Genomic DNA, 21,223 nt, shown 5'->3' with positions numbered 1-21,223 from the left:
ATTGATGGCCGGATGCCATAAAGATACGAAATCCCGGGCTAAAAGTCAAGCAGAATTCTGTTTCCTTACGCCAGCTCAACCGCCAATCCGTCGGCCAGCACCAGGCCCTGGGGCGTAAGGCGCAAATTTCTGCCGTCCCATTCCGCCCAGCCCTGTTCTTTCCAGCGGAGCCAGACCTGTGGCTTGTGCTCCAGGGGGGATTTTCCGAATCTGCGCTGAAAACTTTTTATCTCTATCCCCTCGGCCATCCGCAAGCCTAGGAACAGGGCCTCGAACACCTGCAGTTCCGGAGAAATGGTCTCCCGGAAACCGGCCGGGCTCTTTCCCTTGGTCACCGCATCAGCGTATTTCCCGGCATTTTTTACATTGCTCCATCTTTTATCGCCCCGGTGCGAATGGGCCCCGGCCCCAAAACCCAGGTAGTCCCCGGCCCGCCAGTAATTGATGTTGTGCCGGGAACAATATCCTTTTTTGGCAAAGTTGGAGATCTCATAGCGCTTAAGCCCGGCCCGGTCAAGCTTGTCGACAGCCTCCAGGTACATGTCGGCTTCAAGCTCTTCCCCGCATGGTATTATTTTGCCTTCTGCTTTTTGTTTTTTGAATTCCGTATCCCTCTCATAGGTCAGCGAATAAAGCGACAGGTGCCGGGGTTCAAGCGAAAGCGCCTTGGCCAGGTCCCTTTTCCAGTCGTTTAATGACTGTCCCGGCAGGGCGTAGATCAGGTCCAGGTTGATGTTGGCAAAGCCGGCTTTGGCCCCCAGCTCAAAGGCTTTGACGGCCTGCCGGGCGGTGTGCACCCGGCCTATCTGCTTCAACCGCTCGTCGTTGAAAGACTGCACCCCCAGGCTCAGCCGGTTGAATCCCATTTCCCGGAGAGCTTTCAGTTTTTCCAGGGAAACGGTTCCGGGATTGGCCTCTAAGGTCAGTTCGGCCTCAGGAATCCAGATTGGCAGCGCTTTCAAGATCGTTTCAATCAGCCTGGCCGTTGCGATGGTGGGAGTGCCCCCGCCGAAATATATCGTTCTTAATTCTTCGATCTCGTTCCTACTGCCATCGACCTCAAAGGACAGCGCCTGAAAATATTTTTTCAGTTCGGCAGGCTGTTCCAACGGCTGGGAATTGAATCCGCAGTAGTGGCACTTGGCCAGACAGAATGGAATATGGATGTAAACTGAGTTCATCTGATTCTTTCGGTTTGTAATTGAATGATCGGCAGCATTACCTTATAACATTTTGCCCCAAAAGTCAAACGATTTGATGACCTTTAAAATATCTTTTTCCTTCCTTATGGTATCCCCTTGACTTTTGGCCTGAAATTTGACATCATTAAAATATGTCCAAGTATTTTGCAACAATATTATTATTGCTGGTTGCCTGTTTCCCGGCCCGGGGCCAGAACCTGTTGGCAGCAGATATTCCATCCGGAGAAGGTTTTGATTTCATCACCATACTTTCCCCCCTGCCGGATTCCCTGCTGCCCCAGGACGAGCCTCTGGAGGTCTCACTGCTGCTGTTGGACCTGCAGGATTATTCCCTCAGTCTTCAATTGGATGACGTGGATATCACCGCCGGGACTCAGATTACCGGCGACTACCTTTACTATATTTCGGATTTCGCCCCCCAGCCCGGACCGCACCAAATGCGGCTGACGGCCCTGATCGGACCGGACACCGTTTTTTCACACGGATGGATATTTTACGCCCCAAAAACTTTGTCGGTTCCGGAAAATGCCTGGCTCTGGGATACCTGGGCAGGCCTTGGAGGACAGTACTCTGACTGCAGCGCCGACACCGCCGGTCTGGGCCTTTCCTCCCCGGCCGGTTTTCTGCCCAGGACCGAGTTGTCGTTTTCGGGGCTGCTGGGCCGGGGAAACTTTAACGGGAATCTGTCCTACGATCCGTCTTACGACCAGGACCCCCACGGCCAGTTGCAGTTTTACCACCCCCGATGGGAATTGAGTCTGGGAGAGTTCTACCCCGTGCTTTCGGAACTGGCTTTCTCCGGCCTTTCTCCGCTGGGCGGAGCCGGTACATATAAGACCGGACGCCTGAAGATAGACCTGCTGGCCTGCCGCTCCCAGCCTGCCGACACCGGGTATCAGACCTTTGCCCAGTACATTTACGGAGGCCAGGGATTGTTGGAATTTCGTGACAGCCTGGTCTTTTCGGCAGGGTATTACTCCGGATACGACGACCCTTCCTCTCTGCCGGATTCGGTCAGATATAAGACCAGCTCCTATGTCTATACTGACGAACTGCTGGGGATCTCCGACACCATCCTGTCGGCCGACACTCTTCATCCCGGCCAAAACCAGCTGTTGCTGCTGGCGTTGGACCTTCCGTTCAAAACCCTGCTACTGTCCGGGGAATACATCCGCACCAGGCTGATCCCCGACACCGGAAGAATGGTCTATGGCCAGGGCTGCTCGGCCGGGCTCCAGGTCCGCCGGAGCAGACATCTTTGGAAAGCGCGGTATACTTCGCTGGGACAGTATTTTTACAGTTTCGGCAACCCCTATGCCGAGGCGGCCAAGAACGAACTGGCCCTGGCCCATGAATCTAATTGGAACAAGGGGTTAAACACCCAGGCCTACGCCTCGGCCTATAAAATATTCACCGATTCTACCGCCGGAAACAGCTACAAGGCCGGGGCCTCGCTGAGATTATCCGGCATCGATCCGAAACATTGGTTCTCCGGTTTTAACATTAATCTTGACCACAGCCGAAGGCCTTACACAGGCTACAACTATCAAAGCAGCAGCCTGGGAACCAGTTTTAGTGTAAAATGGAAACGGTTCCGGGCCACTCCCCTCTATTCTTATTCCGCCAGCCAAAGCGACCGGCTGACCCGGTCCCATTCGGCCAATCTGGACATTAACTTTTCTTCCGGAAGAACCTGGCAGATCAACTCCGGATATCAGTATTATCAGCTCCGGGATGATCTGAACACCGTCGATCAACTCAAACACACGGGGTATCTCAAGGGCACCGCCAGCCTGGGAACCAGGTTTTCCCTGGAGCTGGGAGCCAAGCAGATAAACAAAACCGACCGGCTGGACCGGTCAAAAACATACCGCCAGCGCCTGGCCTGGGCCAATCTGGGATACCGCTTCTAAAATATTGCCGGGGAACCATGAGCTTCTTCCGGGTCTCTAATGACCATTGCCCGTTCTGATTGCAACGTTCGGCGGCACAAACTCAATTGACCGGCGGAGTATTTGCCGGGGAGGTTTTTTATGAAACGGATTATCGCAGCCATTATCTTGTCATTGCCCTATCTTTTGGCGCCGGGGGCGGGATCCCAGGAACTTAAGCCAACCGCCGTTTTAAGCCTGTATACCGGGCAGGCTTTCGTCTGGCAGCAGGGCCGGCTGGCGGAAGCGGAATTGGGGCAGGCCCTGCAGCCGGGTGATTCGGTGCGCACCGGCAAGGGATCCCTGGCCGAGATTGGATTCGCCGACGGCACCAGCATCCGGCTGGGAGAAAAGACCTCGCTCTACATCCAGCGCGCCGACAGCACCGACCGCAGCTTCAAGCTCTTTTTGGGAAAGCTTTGGACCAAGGTGGCCAAGCTTTCCCTTAAATCGCAATTTACGGTGGAAACCCCCACCGCGGTGGCCGGGGTGAGGGGCACTGTTTTCAAGGTTGAGATCCAGCCGGACTCCGGCACCCGGGTGGCGGTGGAAGAGGGCCTGGTGGAGGTCTCCGGTCCCGGCCGCCGGGGAAGAATGCTGCGCCTGGCGGCCCTCCGGCAGTCTTTTATGCGGAAGGGTTTGGACCCGTCGGAATCCGGCTTCGACCCCCAAAAAGAAAATCGCTGGGAACGCTGGTCCCACAAGATGTTCCAGGAGCTGCGTCGGTCGGTTAAAAGCCTGGTGACGGGTCTGGAGCAGGCGGTAAAAAGCCAGGAAAAATTACGGGAGAACGCCGGGGCTTTGGAAAATAAAAAACCGAGGGCCTGCAAACTTAACAGCCAGGGCCAGGAGATTGAACGCCAGGCCTACCAGAACCGGCGCAAATTCAAACTGATCCTGCTGAGGCTGGAACGACGCCTGCACCAAACCATGGTTTTGGCCGCCAGGGTGGAAAGCGATTCGGGCCAGGCGGGACTGAGCGCCCAGGCCGGGGAGATCCAAACCCAGGTTGATGCCTTGGTGCAAAGATACCAGGCCGCCGAAGCGGGAGTGTTGGAGACCGTGGAAAGGCTCCAAACCGGATCGGATAAATCTCCGGCCGTACTCGGACATGATGTTGAAAAGATCTTGGCCCGGCTTAATGCTTTAACGGCCAAAACCGCCGCCGGACTGTCTGCCTTGAGGGGGATAAATTCTTCCTGCGACCTTATTGAGCCCAAACTGGCCGAGTTGCTGCAGAACCTGATCCAGATCAAAGAGCTGGCCTCGGCTCAACCCTTGCTGGCCAAGCAGCAGTTCTTTCTTGCCAGACAGAGTTATCTCGGCTTAAAAACGAGCTACGATGGTTTCGATTTTCCGGCGATGTATCAGATATTACCTGAAGCCAGAATGACGGCATCCGAGGCCAGGCTTTTAGCCGGGTCCGTACCGGTTGAGGATCTTAAGTATCAGGAGATCAAAGAGATAGCCAACGACATAAGCTTGTATTCCCGGCAGGCCGGGGCCGCCCGGCAAAAGATCATGAAAATTGAGAGACAAGCCCGGTTGTTTGAACGACTTATGCTTGAACTGGCCCTGATGTTTAAATTGTGATCTTATTCGGGAACTATACCCGGTTAAAACGGCTCTAACTTAATGCCTATATGACGGAAAACAGCAAGATAGAATTTGACCAGATAGTCCAGAAATACGATAAGCGGCTTTTTAATTTGCTCTTTCGTTTGACGGGCGATTATGACCTGGCCCAGGACCTGGCCCAGGAAGTTTTCCTGATCGCTTACAAGGAGTACTCCAAGTTCCGGGGCGAATCGGATTTCTTTACCTGGCTTTACCGGATAGCGGTCAACCACCACCGCCGGCATTTAAGGAAACAAAAGGTTATGTCCTTCTTCGGCCTGGGCGAAAGAACCCCGGAGGAAGAGGTGTCCGACCCCGGGGCCCTGGAGCAGATGGAAAAGATCGAAAAGTTGTCCCAGGATAAGATGGTCCGGCAGGCGGTGTCCGAACTGCCGGCGGAGTTCAAGGAGACCGTGGTGCTTTATTACTTTGAGGACCAGGCCTGCGACGATATCGCCAAAATACTGGACTGCTCTCCGGGCACCGTAAAATCACGCTTGTGGCGGGGCCGCCAGATCCTGGGTCAAAAGCTTAACGGCCTGAAGGCCGCCAATAATCAGGGAGGAAGAAATGAACTGTCAGCAAATTGAAATATTTTTCCGGGACAATCCCGGCGCCGCTTTGCCGCCCCAGGCCCAAAGCCATGTCCGGGAATGCCCGGACTGCCGGGCTCTGGCATCGGGACAAAGCGAACTGGAATCGCTGCTACGGAGCCAGCCCAGCGTTGAACTTCCCCCCTATTTCCAGGCCAGGCTCTGGGCCAGGATAAACCGGGCCGAAGCCAGACCAAAGCTTTTCGACTTGCGGCCGGCCCGGCTTTCCCTGGCCGCCTCGGCCCTGATGATCGCCGCCGTAATGCTGCTGTTCCTGCGGGCTCCGGTGCCGGAAAATATTTTTGCCCCCCAGGCTGTTAACCAAAAACCTTTGCAGGCCGCTGACCCAGACAATGTTCCCGTCAGACCCGGAATTAACATCGCCGCCGTTGAGCCGGAAATCATCGAGCCCAGCCGGATCTATCCGGTCTGGCCCGGAGAACAGGATGTGGCCGAAATCCGGGACCTGAACATCGTGGCATCCTTTTATCCGGCAGTTCAAACCCGCGACCGAATAAAGGTAAGCATTGACGACCGGCCCCTGGCTTCCGCCCAATACCAGATGAAGGAAGACTATCTGACCATCTCCCCAAATGAACTGGCGCCCGGCCAGCACGTGGTGCTGGTATCCCTGACCGGCCGGGACGGCCGGGAGACCAACAAAAGCTGGAGCTTTTACCTGCTGGAGGAACGCTCATGAAAAAGCTGATCACCATCATTTTGCTTTTGGCCTCGGCCGCAGGAATGGCCCTGGCCCAGCAGCTGGAAGTATCTCCCAATCCGGCCGAGGTGATTCCCAACGGAACGGTCCAGTTCTCGGTACCGGGCCAGGAGCAGACGGCTGTGGTCTGGAAGGTGCTCCCCCCGTCTTTGGGATCCATCTCTGCTGACGGGCGCTTTACCGCCGGAAGGTCCGCTGGACAGGGGATAGTACGGGCCTCGGTGCAGCAGAGCGATAAAATGATTTTGGGCCATGCCCTGATCAGGGTCGCAGGCGGCAAGACCACGGGATTGACCGTTAAAGTAAGCCCCGGCTCGGCCCGGATGGAACCGGGTTCGGCCATAAAACTTTCGGCCGAAGTCCGTTATTTGAACGGCGAGCCGGCGGCAGAGGCGGCCGTCTCCTGGCAGGTGGTGCCAGCCGGCCTGGGAACCATTGACCAGAACGGTAATTTCACCGCCTTAACCCCGGGAACCGGCCGGATAGCGGCCCTAGCCAAGTCTGAGAAATTCAAGGGTCTCGGGCAGGCTAAAATAACCGTGGGACCAAAACTAAAGCCCCAAAAACTGATGGTGGAGATGACCCCGGCTAAGGCAGATCTGAAGCCCGGCGAAAATGCAGTATATTCGGTTTCGGTCCATGACCGGGACGGCAACCCAGCAACGGCAGAACTTGAATTCCGCGTGGAACCATCCGGGCTGGGAACTATAGACGGCTCCGGTAATTTCACCGCCGGCGATAAACCGGGAGTGGGAACTGTAAAAGTACTGGCTAAAAATGAAACGGGATCAGGAACCGCAAAATCCCTGGTAGTAGTGGCAGAAAAGACCCAACGTTATACCATTAAGGTAAAACCGAGGCAAGCGGCGCTGGAACCGGGGCAGTCGCTGGAATTCACCGCCGAGGCCTTTGACAAAAGCGGCAACCCGGTCACTCCTCCCTACTGGGTCTGGAAGGTGATCCCGGAAAAGCTGGGTGAGGTTTCTCCCCAGGGTGTATTTACCGCCGGACAGAAATCCGGTCAGGGTAAAGTAGTGGCTTCGCTTCCGCCCCAGTTCGGCCAGGGTCAGGAGGCCGTCTCAGTCAGAATAAAGCCAGGCCAGCCGTTGCGGGTCAAGATCGATCCTCCGAACGCCCTTCTGTTGCCGGGACAGCCCCAGCAATTTACTGCTACAGTAATAAATGCCCAGGGCCAGCCGATGCCACAGATCAAGATTTTGTGGAAAACATACCCTGAAGGATTGGGGACTATCACTCAAAACGGCTTTTTCATGGCCAGCGATCAGCCCGGCAAGAAGGGAGCGGTATTGGCTGTGGTCACGCCCCAGCAGGGCGGCGGCCAGGGAGCGGCCCCGGTAAGCATCTCGGAATATAGGATCAAGATCGACCAAAAACCAGGTCCCATTATCGTGAATTCCGGCGGCAATTATGCTTTCAGCGCCACCATCACCGATGCGATGGGAAACGTGATAACCGTAAGCCAATTGCAATGGCTGACCGATCCCGCCTCCCCGCAGTTCGGCACCATCAGCCAAACCGGCCAGTTTACCGCCGGACACCCCCCAGGACAGATCAACGGCTGGGTGATAGTGAGGGCCACCATCAATGGTTTGGTGATCGCTGATAAAATCGTAGTGGTAGTAAAGAACAATTAGGAATAAGACCTGACCTGTCACAAAAAAGCCCCCCGCCATCGGCGGGGGGCTTTTTTCCTCTATTTTATCTTCCGATATTTACTTCTTGGTCTTGACCGGCTTTTTGACAGCCTTAGCTATTTTTACCATATTAACAACCTTATCCTCATTTTCTTCTGTCACCGGAGGACATTCTCCGGTTCCTTTTTCCACCTGCCGCTCAAATATGTTCCGGTCATCGCGCTTCATCACTATGATTCCATAGATGATGGTCTGTCCCACCACCGTGGCTGCTGCGGCATACGATATCACCAGCAGGCGGACCAGATTCAGCGACATTCCCATCAAAAAGGCCGAAACATGCCCGGACCAGTTGAGGACCGGAGTGTTCAGCAGATACAGCCCCTGGTCAAATCCCCAGCCCTGCATCGCTCCCAGCATTACATTCAGCACCATGGGCGGAGTATAAAGGTTGAAGGCGGCGGCACCAAGATCTAAAAATCTTTGCCCCATGAAGACCCCCAGCAGTTTGTAGGAGATCATCACCGCATGGTGCGTGAACAAGGCAAAGACCCCGAAACCTAAAAGAACTACTAATTTCAGCAGTCCATTGTATACCACCAAACGCCAGGGCTGGGAGGTTATGGTGGAAAATATCTCGAAAAGATTGTCAAAAGTGTCGCTCTTGGCAGCGCCGGCCACGATAGGAGAATAAAACAGAGCCACCATCAGAGCCGCCAGCAGGAATACTATGAACAAGCAGACCAGGTAAATGGGGATGGCCATGGCCGAGACCGTTAGCTCACCCAGATATGGTATCCGGCCCCACAGCCCCAGCACCAGTCCGCCCAAGACCAAAAAAGCGATGAAAGAGGCTATCACCAGCGGCGCGCCCAGCACTGCCTTCCAGCCCTGTTTTATAAAAGCGATCGCTTCCTTGGTCTCATAAAACTCGTTGCCCGAAAGTTGTTCGGTAGCTATCCTGGCCACAACCGCCGAAGTCAGCATATAGATCACTCCCAGTCCGGCGGCGCCCAGGAACCAGAAGATCCAGGCCGCCAGGCCAAAATCAGACCAGGGCAGGGGCAATAACCCGAACATGACCCAGGTGTCGGAAAAAGAACGGCCGGCTGCGGCATGAGCCAGATAGCTGAATAAGTTATAAATTGCCAGGCCCAATAACAGGCCACAGAAGAAAGCCCAGATCTTTTTGGGCGAAAAGCCCAGCCGGGCCGCCCGAAATACGTCCTTAAAATTAAAATACATTTTAAGCATGGGCTTTATTCCTCCTGTTTTTTAGTTTGTATGATTCGCCGTGATGGTTTTTTATCCCAGGTATTCCACCAGCATCTGGCAAATATAGTCCTCGATCCGGCGGGCCAGCTTAGCCCGGTAGATATTGTTGACCATGATGGAAAACGCGAACATCTTTCCGTTCTTGGCGGTCAGGTATCCGGACAGGGCCGAAACCCCGCCGATGGATCCGGTCTTGGCGTAGACCCGGCCCGAGACCTTGGGACCGGCCAGCCGGCTGGTCAGGGTTCCGTCAATTCCACCAATGGCCAGAGAATTATAAAAATCCTCCCAATAGGGCTGGTTGGACATGAACTTTAACAAATTTACCACCTGTTGGGGGGAGACCGTGTTCAGCCGGGAAAGTCCGCAGCCGTCGTAAAGATCGATGGTCCCCAGCCCCATTTGTTCGGTGATCACCCGCTCGGAAAGCGAGCCCTGCTGGCGGCTGCCTTCGCCGCCCATTTCGGAGCCGATGGTGTTAAGCAAGGCCTCGGCATACAGGTTGTGGCTGTTTTTATTGATGATCTTGATGATCTCGGAAAGCGGGGGCGAATAATTGGCATAGATCAGTTCCGCTTGCTGTTTCAGCGCCAAAGGTTTGTCGGTTAGAGCCAAACCTTGTCCCGAGACTGTGATCCCCTTGTCTTGCAGAACAGCAGCAAACACACGGGCAAAGTGGCCCTGGGGATCCTTGGCCACGAATAGGAACCTTTTGCTGGAGCCCTGGGCCAATTTCCCGGTTATCTTGAGCGCCTCGCCGTCAAAGCTGGCATAGGCCTTTCCGGTATAATAGACCCTTCGGCTTTTAGCCACCATTTTTCCGGTTTTTTTATCCTTGACCTGGCGGGTGACGGTGCTGCTGCTGCCCTTGATGGTCCGGCTGAGGTTCTTGATCCTGATGGCCATGGGGGGATCGGTGGAAACCCTCAGGGGCTTGCCCAGCTGCCCCCCGGAAATGGTGACCGCCACCAGATTGTCGCGATAGGAAAGCCCTGATATCTGCCAAGCCATGCGCTTTTTCGATTTCACCATCTTGTTGGTAGCCCGGGGCACCATGGAAACTATCTTCTCCGGTACGAAATTTCCCTCGTCGCCGATTATATCCCCGTCCACTGCCGTTATCCCCTGCGACTTTAAGCTGTCGGCCCACTCCTCCAGCAAAGCCAGTTCGCTGATGGTGGGATCCCCCGATCCCTTGATGATCAGGTCACCGTGCAATACCCCAAGGGAATCTATTTCGCCCAGTGTAAATATCTCGGTCTGGTAGGAATAGTTGGGGCCCAACTGTTCCAGGGCCGCAGCGGTGGTGAATAATTTTGCGTTGGAGGCCGGAATGAACTTGCTTTGGGAATTATGCTGGTAAATGATGTCCCCGCTTTCCAGGTCCATCACCGCTATGCCCCACCGGCCCAGACGGGGCAGCTTCTGGTCAAATAACTTATCCAGATCATCCTGGATGTCCCCGGTAGGTTTGGGCATATAGGACACCGACTGCCGCCGTTTGGTTTTTGGGGCGGCCTTTGCTTTTTTTGCGGTGGCCGCCTCCCCGGAACAAAAAAGCAACGCCCCGCCCAAAATAATGGCCAAGGCCGAAAGTATTATTTTATTTTGGCGAAGCGTCAATCTTACAAATCTTTATTTATCGGTTGTTGCCCAAAAACAGATAGGGCCGCCACCGCTGGTCCGGCAGCCCCAGATGATATTGGATGAAAGTGATATAATGGGGATTTTTTGGTTTGCGCAGCAGGTTCATCTTTACCTGGCTTAAACTGAGGTCTCCCTTTTTATTGTTGCAGGCCATACAAGCGCAGACCAGGTTCTCCCAGCTGTCTTCCCCTCCCTGACTTTTGGGGATGACGTGATCGGCCGTCATCGATCCCTGGGTGGTTCCGCAATATTGGCAGGTGCGGTTGTCGCGGCGGACGATGTTCTGCTTGCTCAGCCTGACATTCTGGCGGGGCCGCTTGATATAACAGTTAAGCCTGACCACGCTGGGCACAATAAATTTCTGGCACAGACTGCGCACCAAATGTTCGCTTTGTTCAACCACTTCGGCCTTCTGGCGGTAAAGCATCAGCAAGGCCCGGCGGGCGTTGCAGACCGAGAGCGGTTCATAATTCTGGTTTAAGACCAGCACCTGCCGGTTAAGGCCGTTATTTAAGGCAACTCGTGCTGAGGTCAATCCTCCTTATGCGCGAAGAATATTTTATGAGTATAGATATTGAACGGGAAGTATATCTCCACCGTATAGCTGATCTCTATCACCAGGCCCTGAGGCGTACGGGTCATATGTTCCAGAAAATACTGCTTGGCCAGTTCCTGGTATTCTTTCTCCTGTTCCAGGTTTTCCGGTTCATAGAAAAACTTTTTACCGTCCTCGCCAACCACCTGGTAAAAATAATCTCCCGCTATCGGAAGTTTATCAAGCAGGGCGTTCTCGGAAAGTTTGATAGCAATAGTGAGGTCAGATTCGCCATTGGAGACCAGCACCGCTTCCTCCATCTTTCCCTTGATATCGGCAAAACGGATGTAAGGCAAGAGTATTTTTATGGACATGTACAGTGCAAAGCCCACCAAGATCCATAAAATCCATTTGACTATTCTCGGCATTGGCACCTCCCGGATAAAAATATGAGCACAAGCGTTGATACTTGTGCCCTGGATGTCTAAATATCTTACGCTTGTTGAATTGAATTGTTGACCGGTTTTTGTAAAACCGACAAGCGTGGTTATGGCCCTGAGTGTAAACTGGTCTGCCCGGCGAAGTCCGCCCAATGAGGACAAAGTCTGGTGGACCTGAGGGGAATCGAACCCCTGACCTCCTGACTGCCAGGCTCGAACCCCTTACAGATTACATAATATATAATCTTACAATAGAATGAGTTGGAAGTCAAGTATTTTTTGTTAAAAAGCATTGTGCCATATTTGTGTCTTGTTTTAAAATTCTGGTAAATTTTCGAGGTTATCAACTTCCTTATTGTTCTCTACCGTCTTGATATATTCTTTACCGTTTATTTTGACAATTATGACAGGTTGACCCTTTTTCCAATTACCCTCATTGTTTTTAGGTATTGTTACAAAGGTTTTACCTGCTTTTATAGAGGATATTACTTCTTGCCTGGAATATTCTATAGCGGATCCGAAGTTTTCACCATCGTCGGAATGTACTTTAACTCTGTCAATATGAGTGTGTTCAGAATTGTATCTGCATGCGGAAATACCATAATCGGCCCACTTTGCCATGATTGTTCCTCCTTAAATAATGCTTAATTCTTTCTTGGAAAATATAATACATCTTTACCATATTAAAATCAAGATTTACTCGGCGTGAGATATTTAACCCAACATCATCAAATATATTTGGGCCTGTGTCAACCGGATTAATAGAGTTTCCACTTCTTACTCTTTTCGGCATCGAAGCAGTACCCATTCATGCTGACGACGATATTTTCGAGGAGGTTGGTAGCTAAAGGGTAAAACAGCACCGCCGCAAGACCCATTGTTTAGTTTAAGAATTGTTTGACATTCGTGAACAGTTATCTCGGAATTAATAAGGACATCGAAGGCTTACAATATCATTGATTCAGGGTACAAAAGAGACCTACCGATAGATGATTCTTTTGAAAATATTATTTATACAACATTAGTGAGTAACAAATAACCATATTGTTTTATAAATTATATATTCTTTGCTCTTTTAATATATCATTGCTATGGCCACGCCTTCGTATCAGATAACATTTACCCTCTTTTATCAATACTTCTGCCGGATGATTGAAACTGATAAAATTCAATAAACTCATACTATATCCATATGCACCAGCAAGGAAAATACCAACGAGATCAGTTTTATTTATGCGTGGTACTTTAACATTCTGTGATAGCGTGTCCAATGGCGTACAGAGTGGGCCACAAATATTAACTTTTCCAACTACTGGTTTATTTAATTTATTAACAATATATGTCGGATGATTAATATTTAAAAACTTAGAGCGAAAGAAATTATTAATTCCGCCATCAACAATTATATTGTTCTCCTTTATATATTTAACACTAGTAACAAATATTCCTGCGGCACCAACAATATACCTTCCTAGTTCCAATATAAGTTTTCCTCCAAGTAATTGGTTCCGATTCGCATCGATTATTTTCCCCAACTTCTTGCCAATATAATATAAATCTAATTCTTTGTCGCTATTATCATAGGGGATACCAAAACCCCCGCCGAAATCAATATATTCAAGATTAATATTATTCACGCGATGTAATTTTTTAAACACATTCACGGCTTCAGAAAAATTATTGATGATAGTGTTTTTATTGAGTATTTGACTTGCGATATAAACATGGATCCCTTTTATGTTTACATTGCTATAAGAAACAATATCGTCCTTTATGTCAAAATATTTTATGCCAAATTTTGCATTTTTCCCCATCATTACTTCTAAGGCTTCTACCTTGTTAGTGCCTGTATTAATCCGTAAAGAAACATTGACTTTTTTATTTTTCTTCTTTGCTATGGCATTGATAACTTCAAGCTCGTCAAGGGATTCAACATTTAACAAGAAAATGCCATTATCAATTGAATATTCAATTTCCTCTATACTCTTAGCTGGATTATTAAAAATAATACGATTACCTTTGTATCCTATCCTTTTAGCGGCCTGTAATTCCCCAATCGATGATACTTCAGCGCCAATACCGATATTTTTAATAATATTGCATACAGTTAAATTGGGATTAGCTTTGAAAGAATAATATAAGTCGAAATAAGGTAAATATTTTTTTAATGCCTCAACTCTTTCAGCTATCTTTTCATAATCATATATGTAAATCGGTGTTCCATGTTTTGATACAATATCACTAACCCTTATGCCACCTATGACTAATTCATTTCCATTAACATTAAAACGATTAATAATTGGATGTTTCTTAATATTTTGTTTATAAATGTCGTGTAACATATTTCACTAATTTATAGTGGTTAACTATCGTCTTATTTATTACACATTTCCCGTAGGATTGTTATTTTGTGTTAACCATTTGATTATAACTTTTACCAATTGATTTTCTTTATTTACAAATCCGTGTGAAGCATTTTTAACAATTGAGACATCGTTAACATTTGATTTAGCAAGCGACCTCTTGACATTATCGGCCCCTTGTAAAAGATAGTCATCTTTTTCACCCAACACAACCAGGATGGGCACCTTAATAGCAATCAATTCTTTTAACTCTCTATCGGCATCTCGATAATGAAACACATCGTTCTTTGATCCAATATTATAGAAACTCAAAATTGTTTTAGCACTTGTAAGCAAATTTGTTCCCTTAAATACAACAAATTTAGCGGGGTCAATCGTGAATATATTCTTAGCCGCTTTTATTAATCTGTTATAATTATTTTTATACTTACTTATTTTTATACCTATATCGTCACAAGGAGAAAGAAGTATTAACCCTTTGATTTTCTTTTCATTACGCATAGATTGATAATATACTGCTTTATTTGCACCCGTACTATGACCTTGCAAGTAAATATGTTTAAAACCATTTCTAATCAATAATGATATGCTCGCATCAATATCATATATACACTCCTCAAATATTTCATAAGCCCCACCACCATTGATAAATTTTATCTTATTGTCATTACGTTTTATTAGATCTGAAATATAGTCATGCCCTCTATTGTTAAAGGTCATAAAAGCAACATTCTGGCTTGTATAACCACAGGCCATTTTGTCAATAAACCTATTTTCATAATAATTACCTGACAAACCATGGACATGTAAAACTACGACTTGTGATTTTTTCTCCGGGAAAAACAACATGCCCTGTAATTCAATATGATCCCTTGTTTGATAACGAAGACACTGGATATTCATTTTACTTTCCTCCTTTTTAAGAGATACGCTTGTCCATTTACAGATTGAGTTCTATATTTTGCATAAATATTTTTATATTTACTGACTTCTTTGGGTGATATAGATATTTTACTTCTTCCAATCAACATTTTTCTTGTTGATTCCAATAGATGATAAACCACACAATCATCTATTATTATAAAATCACAAACATCCGCAATATTATTTTTATCAATTACATATGCATTTACGCCGTTATTGATTTGATTCTGAATAATATTATGCATATGGTTTTGTTCTTTATTGTTTATTATAAAGATACGCTCTATATCTACCTTGTTCTCCTTAATAACTTTTCTGTTAATATCCAAAAGTTCTGTTCCAAAACCAGTGTCCCAAAATTTTTCATTAGCAAAACTGATACTAACAGCTCTTATTCTTTTTTTAGCCAATAACAACAAAGATTTTAAAGTTTCATAGCTATGATACTCATCGATATCGAGATAACAACTAAGCGCTTTTGTGAATCTATCATAAAGAAGATCATTAAATAAGGATACTAATCGTGGGTTTTTTAAATCAAGCCTGCTTAGAACATTTTCAATACTATCCGTTATTACCTTACCGGTCGGGGACATCTGATTATTAAATAAACGTTTTAAATCAATATCGGTAGTATCTATCGTTTGAATTATAGTATTTATCACATCTAAATTATTTGCATCAATATTTGATCTGTTTTTAATTGTTAATGCGTTGTGTAATATTGCCTGGTAACATAAAATAAAGTTCCTTACTACCGTACTATCTTTTATGGCTACTGCAAATGTTTTCGTTTGTGCAGATGAGATGTCGTTAGACAATGAGATATGTACCCATTTGTTTTCAACAATAAATAAATCTATAAAAGGTAAAATCGGTGGACCCCAGATAGCGCTAAATGAGTATGCCGGTTGATTCTCAAATCGTTTTAATCGATCCTTTAATTCTTTTAGATCTGCACGGGATGATATGTGTACAATTTGCTGAATAGTAAAATTACCTTTTTGAACACGTCTGATCCACTCAGCCATAAATTCTTGTTCCTTTGGTTCTTCGCCGTCTTCGTATCCGAAATTTTTCAGTTTTTCAAAATGCGTTATATATATATTGGAATCTGATGGCAGTTGGGAAACTTCATCCAATAGAAATTCATAACTCTGCCGCCTCGTCGGGAAAAACATCACATCTATTTGATTGTCGATTTTTTTATTTACTTCATGTAAGTTAAAATTAATATTTTTTAGTATGGCTGGCAGCTTATTTAAATATACCGACCTTTCGAGAATAAATGAAATACCGATCAAACATAACAACAATAGTTGTATTTTAGAAATATTGTTAAATATAATCTTTGGAATACTGAATAGTGATTGATCATTGATGAAGCCCGTCAGGTCTAGAAGTGTTATAATAATCAGGACGCATAATAATGCTATCACAATAAAGGCATATACTTTGTCTATAATTCTATTCTTCATTTAAAACTTCCTTAATATATTTCCTGTATATTCGAATATTACTCTTGCCCTCAAATATATAGAAAGGGAATGACTCGCTTATTACGGAGTCAATTTGATAATTGGTACAATAATATTTCCCAAACCATGATCCTGTTTCAGCGAATACGATAATAATCTTATTTCTACTTTTGGCTCTATTTACTATTTCATCTAACGAATTCGTTGCTAATGCCATTCCCGTAACCAAAATAATATCACACAAATCAATCAAAGAATTATTCTTATCGTGTCCGTTTTCGATGGTTACACCATTAATCTTCTTACCAACAATATCCGGTTCTAAATCTGTCGCAAAAACAGTACAACCTTTCTTTACTAATTCATTTATTATATTACCAACAACACCAATATTCAATATTTTTACATTATTAATATTTTTTTCTTCAATAAAATACTGAATTTCATTGGTTATTATCTGAGCCCGTTTAATGCTTTTGATAACTGAATTGCCTTCTAAAACATATTCTTTAAAACATTTTTGATCAAAATTTGCATAGATTGAATCCAATGTCGCAATCTTAAAATAACAATTATGCCTATTTAGTATCGTTCTTGCATCTTTGCCTATAAGATCATCATTTATCATTATTCTTTTCCCAGAATAATAACAACAACCTTGTTTTATGGTTTGAACAACCAATACATTATATTTAAAACATCTTTCGTGGGTATTTGGTTGATATAACAATTTTATATCCCAAATGCCCCTTATAATGAAACGATCAGTTTCTATGCATTCGTCATTATTCAGCAGACGGTTTTCTAAATCCGTAATGATACTCATAATAAAGTTATGATGACTCCTGTAGAGCGTTAAGTTAAGTTTAAATATCTTTCAGCTAATTATTCCCACACACCTCTGTTTTGTCTCATACTAACAAAGGGCTTGAATGCCCCCGGCATCAATGTGAAAAGTTCTGGCTCCAATTTGTGCCATATTTGTGCCATATCGGAGTCAAAAGTGGTAGTATTAGAACTGAACAAAAAAAATAGGCAAAGGAACCTAACAGTCAAGTAAGATAGTATCAAACAAGATGTTATTTCATTTGCCTATGAAGATTACTGGTGCGCCATAAAGGACTCGAACCTTTGACCCGCTGATTAAGAGTCAGCTGCTCTACCAACTGAGCTAATGGCGCAATTTGCAAGAACGATTATTATACTAAATATTGGAATAAATGTAAAGAGCAAACAAAAGCCCCCTCCAGCACGGAGGGGGGGGCCGTCTTTCTATTCAATATTCAGTAGTCAGTAACTTGTTTTGTTTTAGTGAATACTGTCTACTGAATAGTGACTAGTGCTTGGTATCAGTCCAGATAGGCCCGCAGCCTTTCGCTTTGGTCCGCGGTTTTCATCTTCCTCAGGGCCCGGTCTTTAAGCTGCCGCACCCGTTCCCGGGAGATGTTGAACTTCCGCCCGATGGAATCCAGGGTCCCTTCGTCGTTGTTCTCCAGTCCGTAATACATCTTGACGATCTTTTCTTCCCTGGGCGTTAATAGAGATAGCACCCGCTTGATGTCGTGGCCCATGGTCTTGCTCTTCAGCACCTGCTCCGGGGAACTGTGGTCCTGGTTTTCCATGGTGTCCCCCAGGGTCCGTCCGTCGCCTTCAATGGACGGGGCGTCCAGCGAAACCTCGTTGGAGGAAAACCCCAGCAGTTCGGCCACCTCGGCCTCGGAGATCTTCGAATGCTTGGATATCTGCCGGGCCGAAGGTTTGCCTCCGGTGTTGGGATTAAGGGTCTGCAGTTCGTGGATGGCCTTGTTGATCTTGTTCAGCTTGTCTATCCGGTTCATGGGCAGCCGCACCGAGCGGGTCTGCTCGGCTATGGCTTTAAGAATGGCCTGCCGTATCCACCACACGGCATATGTGTTAAAACGGTAACCCTTGTAGGGGTCGTAGCGCTTGATGGCCCGCATCAGCCCAAAATTGCCCTCGTTGATCAGGTCGGCCATGGACATCCCCCTTCCCTGGAAATCCTTGGCCACGCTGACCACGAAGCGCAGATTGCTCTCCACCAGCTTGTCCAGCGCCTTGCGGTTCCCGGCCTTGGCCTTAAGGGCCAGAATGGACTCCTCGTCCTCGGTTAGAACCGGCAGACTTCCGATCTCCCTGAAATATATGTCCAGGGAGGGATCGTCGGCTATGGAGCTTATTCTTCTGTAATCCATTTTTAACAGTTGGACCGTTTAACGTTTGGCGTTTAAAGTTAGTGAATACTGACTACTGTATAGTGTATTCATCCCATCTATTTCGCCTTGACCGCTATGAACAGGGTATTCTGCCCCCGTTTCAGCAGAAATACCACCGGTTTGTCGCTTTTGAGCTCACTATTTAAGATGCTGGAATAGTCGGAAAGGTTCCTGATAATTTTGTTGTTTATCTTTTTTATGACGTCGCCCCGCTGGATCCCGGCATCGTCGGCCGGGGAATCAGGCTCGATCTCGGCGATCACCACTCCCTCTTTTTCCGTGATCCCGGCGATTTTGGCCTGCTCGGAGTCGACAGCAATGAGTTTTTTGATCCCCAGCCAGATCTTGGGCTCGGCCTCATCCTTGGCTTTGGCCGCTGTCTCGCCCGGCATCTCGCCGATGACGGCGCTTAATGTCTTCTGTTTTTTATCGCGGAGGATCGACAGCTTTACCTGGTCGCCCACCTTGGTCTCGGCCACTATCTGGCGGAACTTGGCCACGGTGGGAACTTCCTGGTTGTTGAACCTGATGATGATGTCCCCTTCCAGCAGGCCGGCCTTGCCGGCCGGTGTGCCCTCCTCCACCTTGGCTATCAGCACGCCTTTGAGGTCCTTGAGTCCGAAGCCTTCGGCCAGCTCCGGGGTCACCTCCTGGGGCAGCACTCCCAGATAGCCCCGCACCACCTTGCCGTGGTCTATCAGCTGGTCGGCGATCTTTTTGGCCATGTTGATGGGGATGGCAAAGCCTATGCCCTGGCCGGCCGAATTGACGGCTGTGTTGATGCCTATCACCTCGCCTCTAAGATTTACCAGCGGCCCGCCCGAGTTGCCGAAGTTGATGGAGGCGTCGGTCTGGATGAAGTCCTGGTACATGGGCCCGCCGCCCTGGATGTCCAGCCCGGTCCGGCCCTTGTAGCTGATGATCCCCTGGGTGACGGTGCGCTCCAGCCCAAAGGGGTTGCCGATGGCCACCGCGTAGTCTCCCACTTCGATCTCGTCGGAATTGCCCAGGTCGGCCACCTCCGACTGCGGCAGGTCCTCTTTAAGGCCCTTGAGCTTTATCACCGCCACGTCGCTCTTGGGGTCGGCTCCCACCACTTCGGCGGAGAATTCCCGGCTGTCGGACATCTTGACGGTAAGTTCCGGGTTGCCGGCCACCACGTGATTGTTGGTCAGGATGTAGCCCTTTTTATCTATGATGAATCCCGAGCCCTGGCCCTCGATCTTCTTCTGCTTCTTCTCCGGCTCCATCTGGCGGAACTCGGGGAAAAAGTCCTTGAAGAAATCATCGTAGGGAGACTGGAAGCCCCGGGAGATGACCTCGGTGTAACGCCTGGAGCTGATGTTGACCACCGCCGGGCCGGCCTTTTTGGCCACCGCCACGAAGGGGCTCTGCAGTCCCGAGGTCAAAGGCAGGGTTGAATTGCCCGTGGCCGCGCTTTTCGGATCCCCCTTGTCGGCCCGGGAGAACGGCGTCAGGTTTAAGCTTGAGGCAATGATTATCCCGGCTATAAGGCAGGCGCTGCCCACCAGCAATGATTTGAAGTTCCCCGATCCCTTATTGTTGCGGATCATTCTATTCTTCCTCTTCGATTAGATTTTGAGGTTGGTTGCTGTATTTATGAATACGCAACCGGGCAATGGTTTGTTCCGGATTCTGCTCAATTTCCATTATCACCCTGACCCCTTCCAGGTTAATGCCTTTCTCCCTGATCAGGTAGACTATCTGTTCCAAAGTCTCCAGATCGTCCTGGGAATACATCCTAGTTCGGCCGCTTACACGGGCCGGGGAAAGCAAACCCCTTCTCTCGTAAAGCCTTAGGGTCTGCTCGTGCAGCCCGCACAGCTTGGCCACCACGCTGATGGTATAGACCGGGGCATTGGATTCAGGGCGCATTTTTAACTCCAGAAAATGAGACGTTGAGAAGTCCCGAAGGTGAGATATTTGAACTCTAAGCGATTTCTTAGTTTCTCACCTTCTCATCTTCTCAACTTCTTGTTAATGGTCCCGGGCTACTTAACCTCGATGGCGATCTCCTTGGGCTTCACCTCTTCGGCCTTGGGGACGGTGATGGTCAGCAGCCCGTTCTCGTAAGCCGCCCTGGTCTTGCCGGACTGCACCTCGGTGGGAAGCCTTAAGACCCGCTGGAACTGGCCGTACATCCTCTCTATCCGGTGATAAGTCTTGTCCTTGGTCTCCTCCTCATGCCGCCGTTCGCCGGAAATTGTCAGCATGTCTCCTGAGATCTGGATCTTGATATCATCCTTCTTCATCCCGGGGATCTCGGCTTTAACTATGATGTCGGTCTTGGTCTCCTCAATGTCCATCATCGGCGCCCATAGGCCGTCGGAAAGGTTTCTGCGGTCCGGCGCCCGGCCCAGGAAATCCGAGAAAAGCCGGTTCATGTCATCCTGAAAGGAAGACAGCTCAGTAAAAGGATAGTACTTGATAAGATCTCTGCTCATTTTTATTCCTCCTATGCTTATAGTTTCATAATTATAACTATTGAGTGCCTTGTTGTCAAGTCTTTTGATAATATTTTATTTAATGATTTATTAACATATTGTATTGTAAATTGTTATGCATATAGTATTTTTTAGGGAACCTT

The 21,223-nt window shown here is 48.1% G+C and carries 19 protein-coding genes and 1 tRNA gene; 5 read left to right on the top strand and 15 right to left on the bottom strand.

What is annotated here, in order from left to right; genetic code table 11:
• Positions 1-65 precede the first annotated feature (65 nt).
• The gene (hemW, locus tag HZA73_02030; protein MBI5804806.1) at positions 66-1,181 is read right to left on the bottom strand and encodes a radical SAM family heme chaperone HemW; all 1,116 of its coding nucleotides are present in this window, start codon (positions 1,179-1,181) and stop codon (positions 66-68) included.
• 152 nt (positions 1,182-1,333) lie between these two features.
• Between hemW and HZA73_02025 the strand changes: the two genes are divergently transcribed.
• The 5 genes from HZA73_02025 to HZA73_02005 all read left to right on the top strand — a co-directional run bounded on the left by HZA73_02025 (position 1,334) and on the right by HZA73_02005 (position 7,719).
• Positions 1,334-3,115, top strand: a complete 1,782-nt coding sequence (locus tag HZA73_02025) for a hypothetical protein (protein ID MBI5804805.1) — start codon at positions 1,334-1,336, stop codon at positions 3,113-3,115.
• 120 nt (positions 3,116-3,235) lie between these two features.
• On the top strand, positions 3,236-4,726 hold the full coding sequence (locus HZA73_02020; GenBank protein MBI5804804.1) for a FecR domain-containing protein: 1,491 nt from the start codon (positions 3,236-3,238) through the stop codon (positions 4,724-4,726).
• 50 nt (positions 4,727-4,776) lie between these two features.
• Positions 4,777-5,340: a sigma-70 family RNA polymerase sigma factor gene (locus tag HZA73_02015; protein MBI5804803.1), complete on the top strand. Its 564-nt coding sequence runs from the start codon at positions 4,777-4,779 to the stop codon at positions 5,338-5,340.
• On the top strand, positions 5,321-6,043 hold the full coding sequence (locus tag HZA73_02010) for a hypothetical protein (protein ID MBI5804802.1): 723 nt from the start codon (positions 5,321-5,323) through the stop codon (positions 6,041-6,043). Before HZA73_02015 ends, HZA73_02010 begins: the two co-directional genes overlap by 20 nt.
• Positions 6,040-7,719, top strand: a complete 1,680-nt coding sequence (locus HZA73_02005; GenBank protein MBI5804801.1) for a hypothetical protein — start codon at positions 6,040-6,042, stop codon at positions 7,717-7,719. Before HZA73_02010 ends, HZA73_02005 begins: the two co-directional genes overlap by 4 nt.
• Before the next feature lie 78 nt (positions 7,720-7,797).
• On the opposite strand, the gene HZA73_02000 is transcribed toward HZA73_02005, so the two are convergent.
• The 14 genes from HZA73_02000 to HZA73_01935 form a co-directional block, all read right to left on the bottom strand.
• On the bottom strand, positions 7,798-8,973 hold the full coding sequence (locus tag HZA73_02000) for a hypothetical protein (protein ID MBI5804800.1): 1,176 nt from the start codon (positions 8,971-8,973) through the stop codon (positions 7,798-7,800).
• Positions 8,974-9,024: 51 nt separating this feature from the next.
• Entirely contained in the window at positions 9,025-10,617 is a 1,593-nt protein-coding gene (dacB, locus tag HZA73_01995) for a D-alanyl-D-alanine carboxypeptidase/D-alanyl-D-alanine-endopeptidase (GenBank protein MBI5804799.1), read from the bottom strand.
• A gap of 16 nt (positions 10,618-10,633) precedes the next feature.
• Positions 10,634-11,068, bottom strand: a complete 435-nt coding sequence (locus HZA73_01990) for an HNH endonuclease (GenBank protein MBI5804798.1) — start codon at positions 11,066-11,068, stop codon at positions 10,634-10,636.
• A 104-nt stretch (positions 11,069-11,172) separates the two neighbouring features.
• Positions 11,173-11,604, bottom strand: coding sequence for a hypothetical protein (locus tag HZA73_01985; protein ID MBI5804797.1), 432 nt, complete (start codon positions 11,602-11,604; stop codon positions 11,173-11,175).
• A 327-nt stretch (positions 11,605-11,931) separates the two neighbouring features.
• Positions 11,932-12,237: a DUF3892 domain-containing protein gene (locus HZA73_01980; protein MBI5804796.1), complete on the bottom strand. Its 306-nt coding sequence runs from the start codon at positions 12,235-12,237 to the stop codon at positions 11,932-11,934.
• Positions 12,238-12,665: 428 nt separating this feature from the next.
• A complete protein-coding gene (lysA, locus tag HZA73_01975; protein ID MBI5804795.1) occupies positions 12,666-13,958 on the bottom strand; it encodes a diaminopimelate decarboxylase in 1,293 nt (430 codons plus the stop codon).
• Between the two features lie 39 nt (positions 13,959-13,997).
• Positions 13,998-14,882: a DUF1749 domain-containing protein gene (locus tag HZA73_01970; protein ID MBI5804794.1), complete on the bottom strand. Its 885-nt coding sequence runs from the start codon at positions 14,880-14,882 to the stop codon at positions 13,998-14,000.
• On the bottom strand, positions 14,879-16,381 hold the full coding sequence (locus HZA73_01965) for a hypothetical protein (GenBank protein MBI5804793.1): 1,503 nt from the start codon (positions 16,379-16,381) through the stop codon (positions 14,879-14,881). The genes HZA73_01970 and HZA73_01965 overlap by 4 nt, the downstream gene beginning before the upstream one ends.
• On the bottom strand, positions 16,371-17,207 hold the full coding sequence (locus HZA73_01960) for a hypothetical protein (protein ID MBI5804792.1): 837 nt from the start codon (positions 17,205-17,207) through the stop codon (positions 16,371-16,373). Before HZA73_01960 ends, HZA73_01965 begins: the two co-directional genes overlap by 11 nt.
• 279 nt (positions 17,208-17,486) lie before the next feature.
• Positions 17,487-17,562, bottom strand: a tRNA-Lys gene (locus HZA73_01955).
• 168 nt (positions 17,563-17,730) lie between these two features.
• Positions 17,731-18,594: an RNA polymerase sigma factor RpoD/SigA gene (locus tag HZA73_01950; protein MBI5804791.1), complete on the bottom strand. Its 864-nt coding sequence runs from the start codon at positions 18,592-18,594 to the stop codon at positions 17,731-17,733.
• A 77-nt stretch (positions 18,595-18,671) separates the two neighbouring features.
• Positions 18,672-20,189 (bottom strand): Do family serine endopeptidase, encoded by a 1,518-nt coding sequence (locus HZA73_01945; GenBank protein ID MBI5804790.1) that lies wholly within the window; start codon positions 20,187-20,189, stop codon positions 18,672-18,674.
• Between the two features lies 1 nt (position 20,190).
• Positions 20,191-20,511 carry a MerR family transcriptional regulator gene (locus HZA73_01940; protein MBI5804789.1) on the bottom strand — a complete coding sequence of 107 codons (321 nt, stop codon included), beginning with the start codon at positions 20,509-20,511 and terminating at the stop codon, positions 20,191-20,193.
• Positions 20,512-20,627: 116 nt separating this feature from the next.
• Positions 20,628-21,080 carry an Hsp20/alpha crystallin family protein gene (locus HZA73_01935; GenBank protein ID MBI5804788.1) on the bottom strand — a complete coding sequence of 151 codons (453 nt, stop codon included), beginning with the start codon at positions 21,078-21,080 and terminating at the stop codon, positions 20,628-20,630.
• Positions 21,081-21,223 lie beyond the last annotated feature (143 nt).

The organism is candidate division TA06 bacterium (assembly GCA_016235665.1).
Lineage (GTDB): Bacteria > Edwardsbacteria > AC1 > AC1 > EtOH8 > UBA5202.
Note: the sequence above shows the minus strand (reverse complement) of the source record. Positions and strands in the feature narration are given on the sequence as shown.

What these genes read in the sequence shown, in the direction of transcription:
- HZA73_01945 (MBI5804790.1), bottom strand. Translation starts at nt 20,189, where the DNA reads ATGATCCGCAACAATAAGGGATCGGGGAACTTCAAATCATTGCTGGTG.
- HZA73_02015 (MBI5804803.1), top strand. Translation starts at nt 4,777, where the DNA reads ATGACGGAAAACAGCAAGATAGAATTTGACCAGATAGTCCAGAAATAC.
- HZA73_02000 (MBI5804800.1), bottom strand. Translation starts at nt 8,973, where the DNA reads ATGCTTAAAATGTATTTTAATTTTAAGGACGTATTTCGGGCGGCCCGG.
- HZA73_01965 (MBI5804793.1), bottom strand. Translation starts at nt 16,381, where the DNA reads ATGAAGAATAGAATTATAGACAAAGTATATGCCTTTATTGTGATAGCA.
- HZA73_02025 (MBI5804805.1), top strand. Translation starts at nt 1,334, where the DNA reads ATGTCCAAGTATTTTGCAACAATATTATTATTGCTGGTTGCCTGTTTC.
- HZA73_01950 (MBI5804791.1), bottom strand. Translation starts at nt 18,594, where the DNA reads ATGGATTACAGAAGAATAAGCTCCATAGCCGACGATCCCTCCCTGGAC.
- HZA73_01940 (MBI5804789.1), bottom strand. Translation starts at nt 20,511, where the DNA reads ATGCGCCCTGAATCCAATGCCCCGGTCTATACCATCAGCGTGGTGGCC.
- lysA (MBI5804795.1), bottom strand. Translation starts at nt 13,958, where the DNA reads ATGTTACACGACATTTATAAACAAAATATTAAGAAACATCCAATTATT.
- HZA73_01970 (MBI5804794.1), bottom strand. Translation starts at nt 14,882, where the DNA reads ATGAATATCCAGTGTCTTCGTTATCAAACAAGGGATCATATTGAATTA.
- HZA73_02005 (MBI5804801.1), top strand. Translation starts at nt 6,040, where the DNA reads ATGAAAAAGCTGATCACCATCATTTTGCTTTTGGCCTCGGCCGCAGGA.
- HZA73_02020 (MBI5804804.1), top strand. Translation starts at nt 3,236, where the DNA reads ATGAAACGGATTATCGCAGCCATTATCTTGTCATTGCCCTATCTTTTG.
- hemW (MBI5804806.1), bottom strand. Translation starts at nt 1,181, where the DNA reads ATGAACTCAGTTTACATCCATATTCCATTCTGTCTGGCCAAGTGCCAC.
- HZA73_01980 (MBI5804796.1), bottom strand. Translation starts at nt 12,237, where the DNA reads ATGGCAAAGTGGGCCGATTATGGTATTTCCGCATGCAGATACAATTCT.
- HZA73_01985 (MBI5804797.1), bottom strand. Translation starts at nt 11,604, where the DNA reads ATGCCGAGAATAGTCAAATGGATTTTATGGATCTTGGTGGGCTTTGCA.
- HZA73_01935 (MBI5804788.1), bottom strand. Translation starts at nt 21,080, where the DNA reads ATGAGCAGAGATCTTATCAAGTACTATCCTTTTACTGAGCTGTCTTCC.
- HZA73_02010 (MBI5804802.1), top strand. Translation starts at nt 5,321, where the DNA reads ATGAACTGTCAGCAAATTGAAATATTTTTCCGGGACAATCCCGGCGCC.
- HZA73_01990 (MBI5804798.1), bottom strand. Translation starts at nt 11,068, where the DNA reads ATGCTTTACCGCCAGAAGGCCGAAGTGGTTGAACAAAGCGAACATTTG.
- HZA73_01960 (MBI5804792.1), bottom strand. Translation starts at nt 17,207, where the DNA reads ATGAGTATCATTACGGATTTAGAAAACCGTCTGCTGAATAATGACGAA.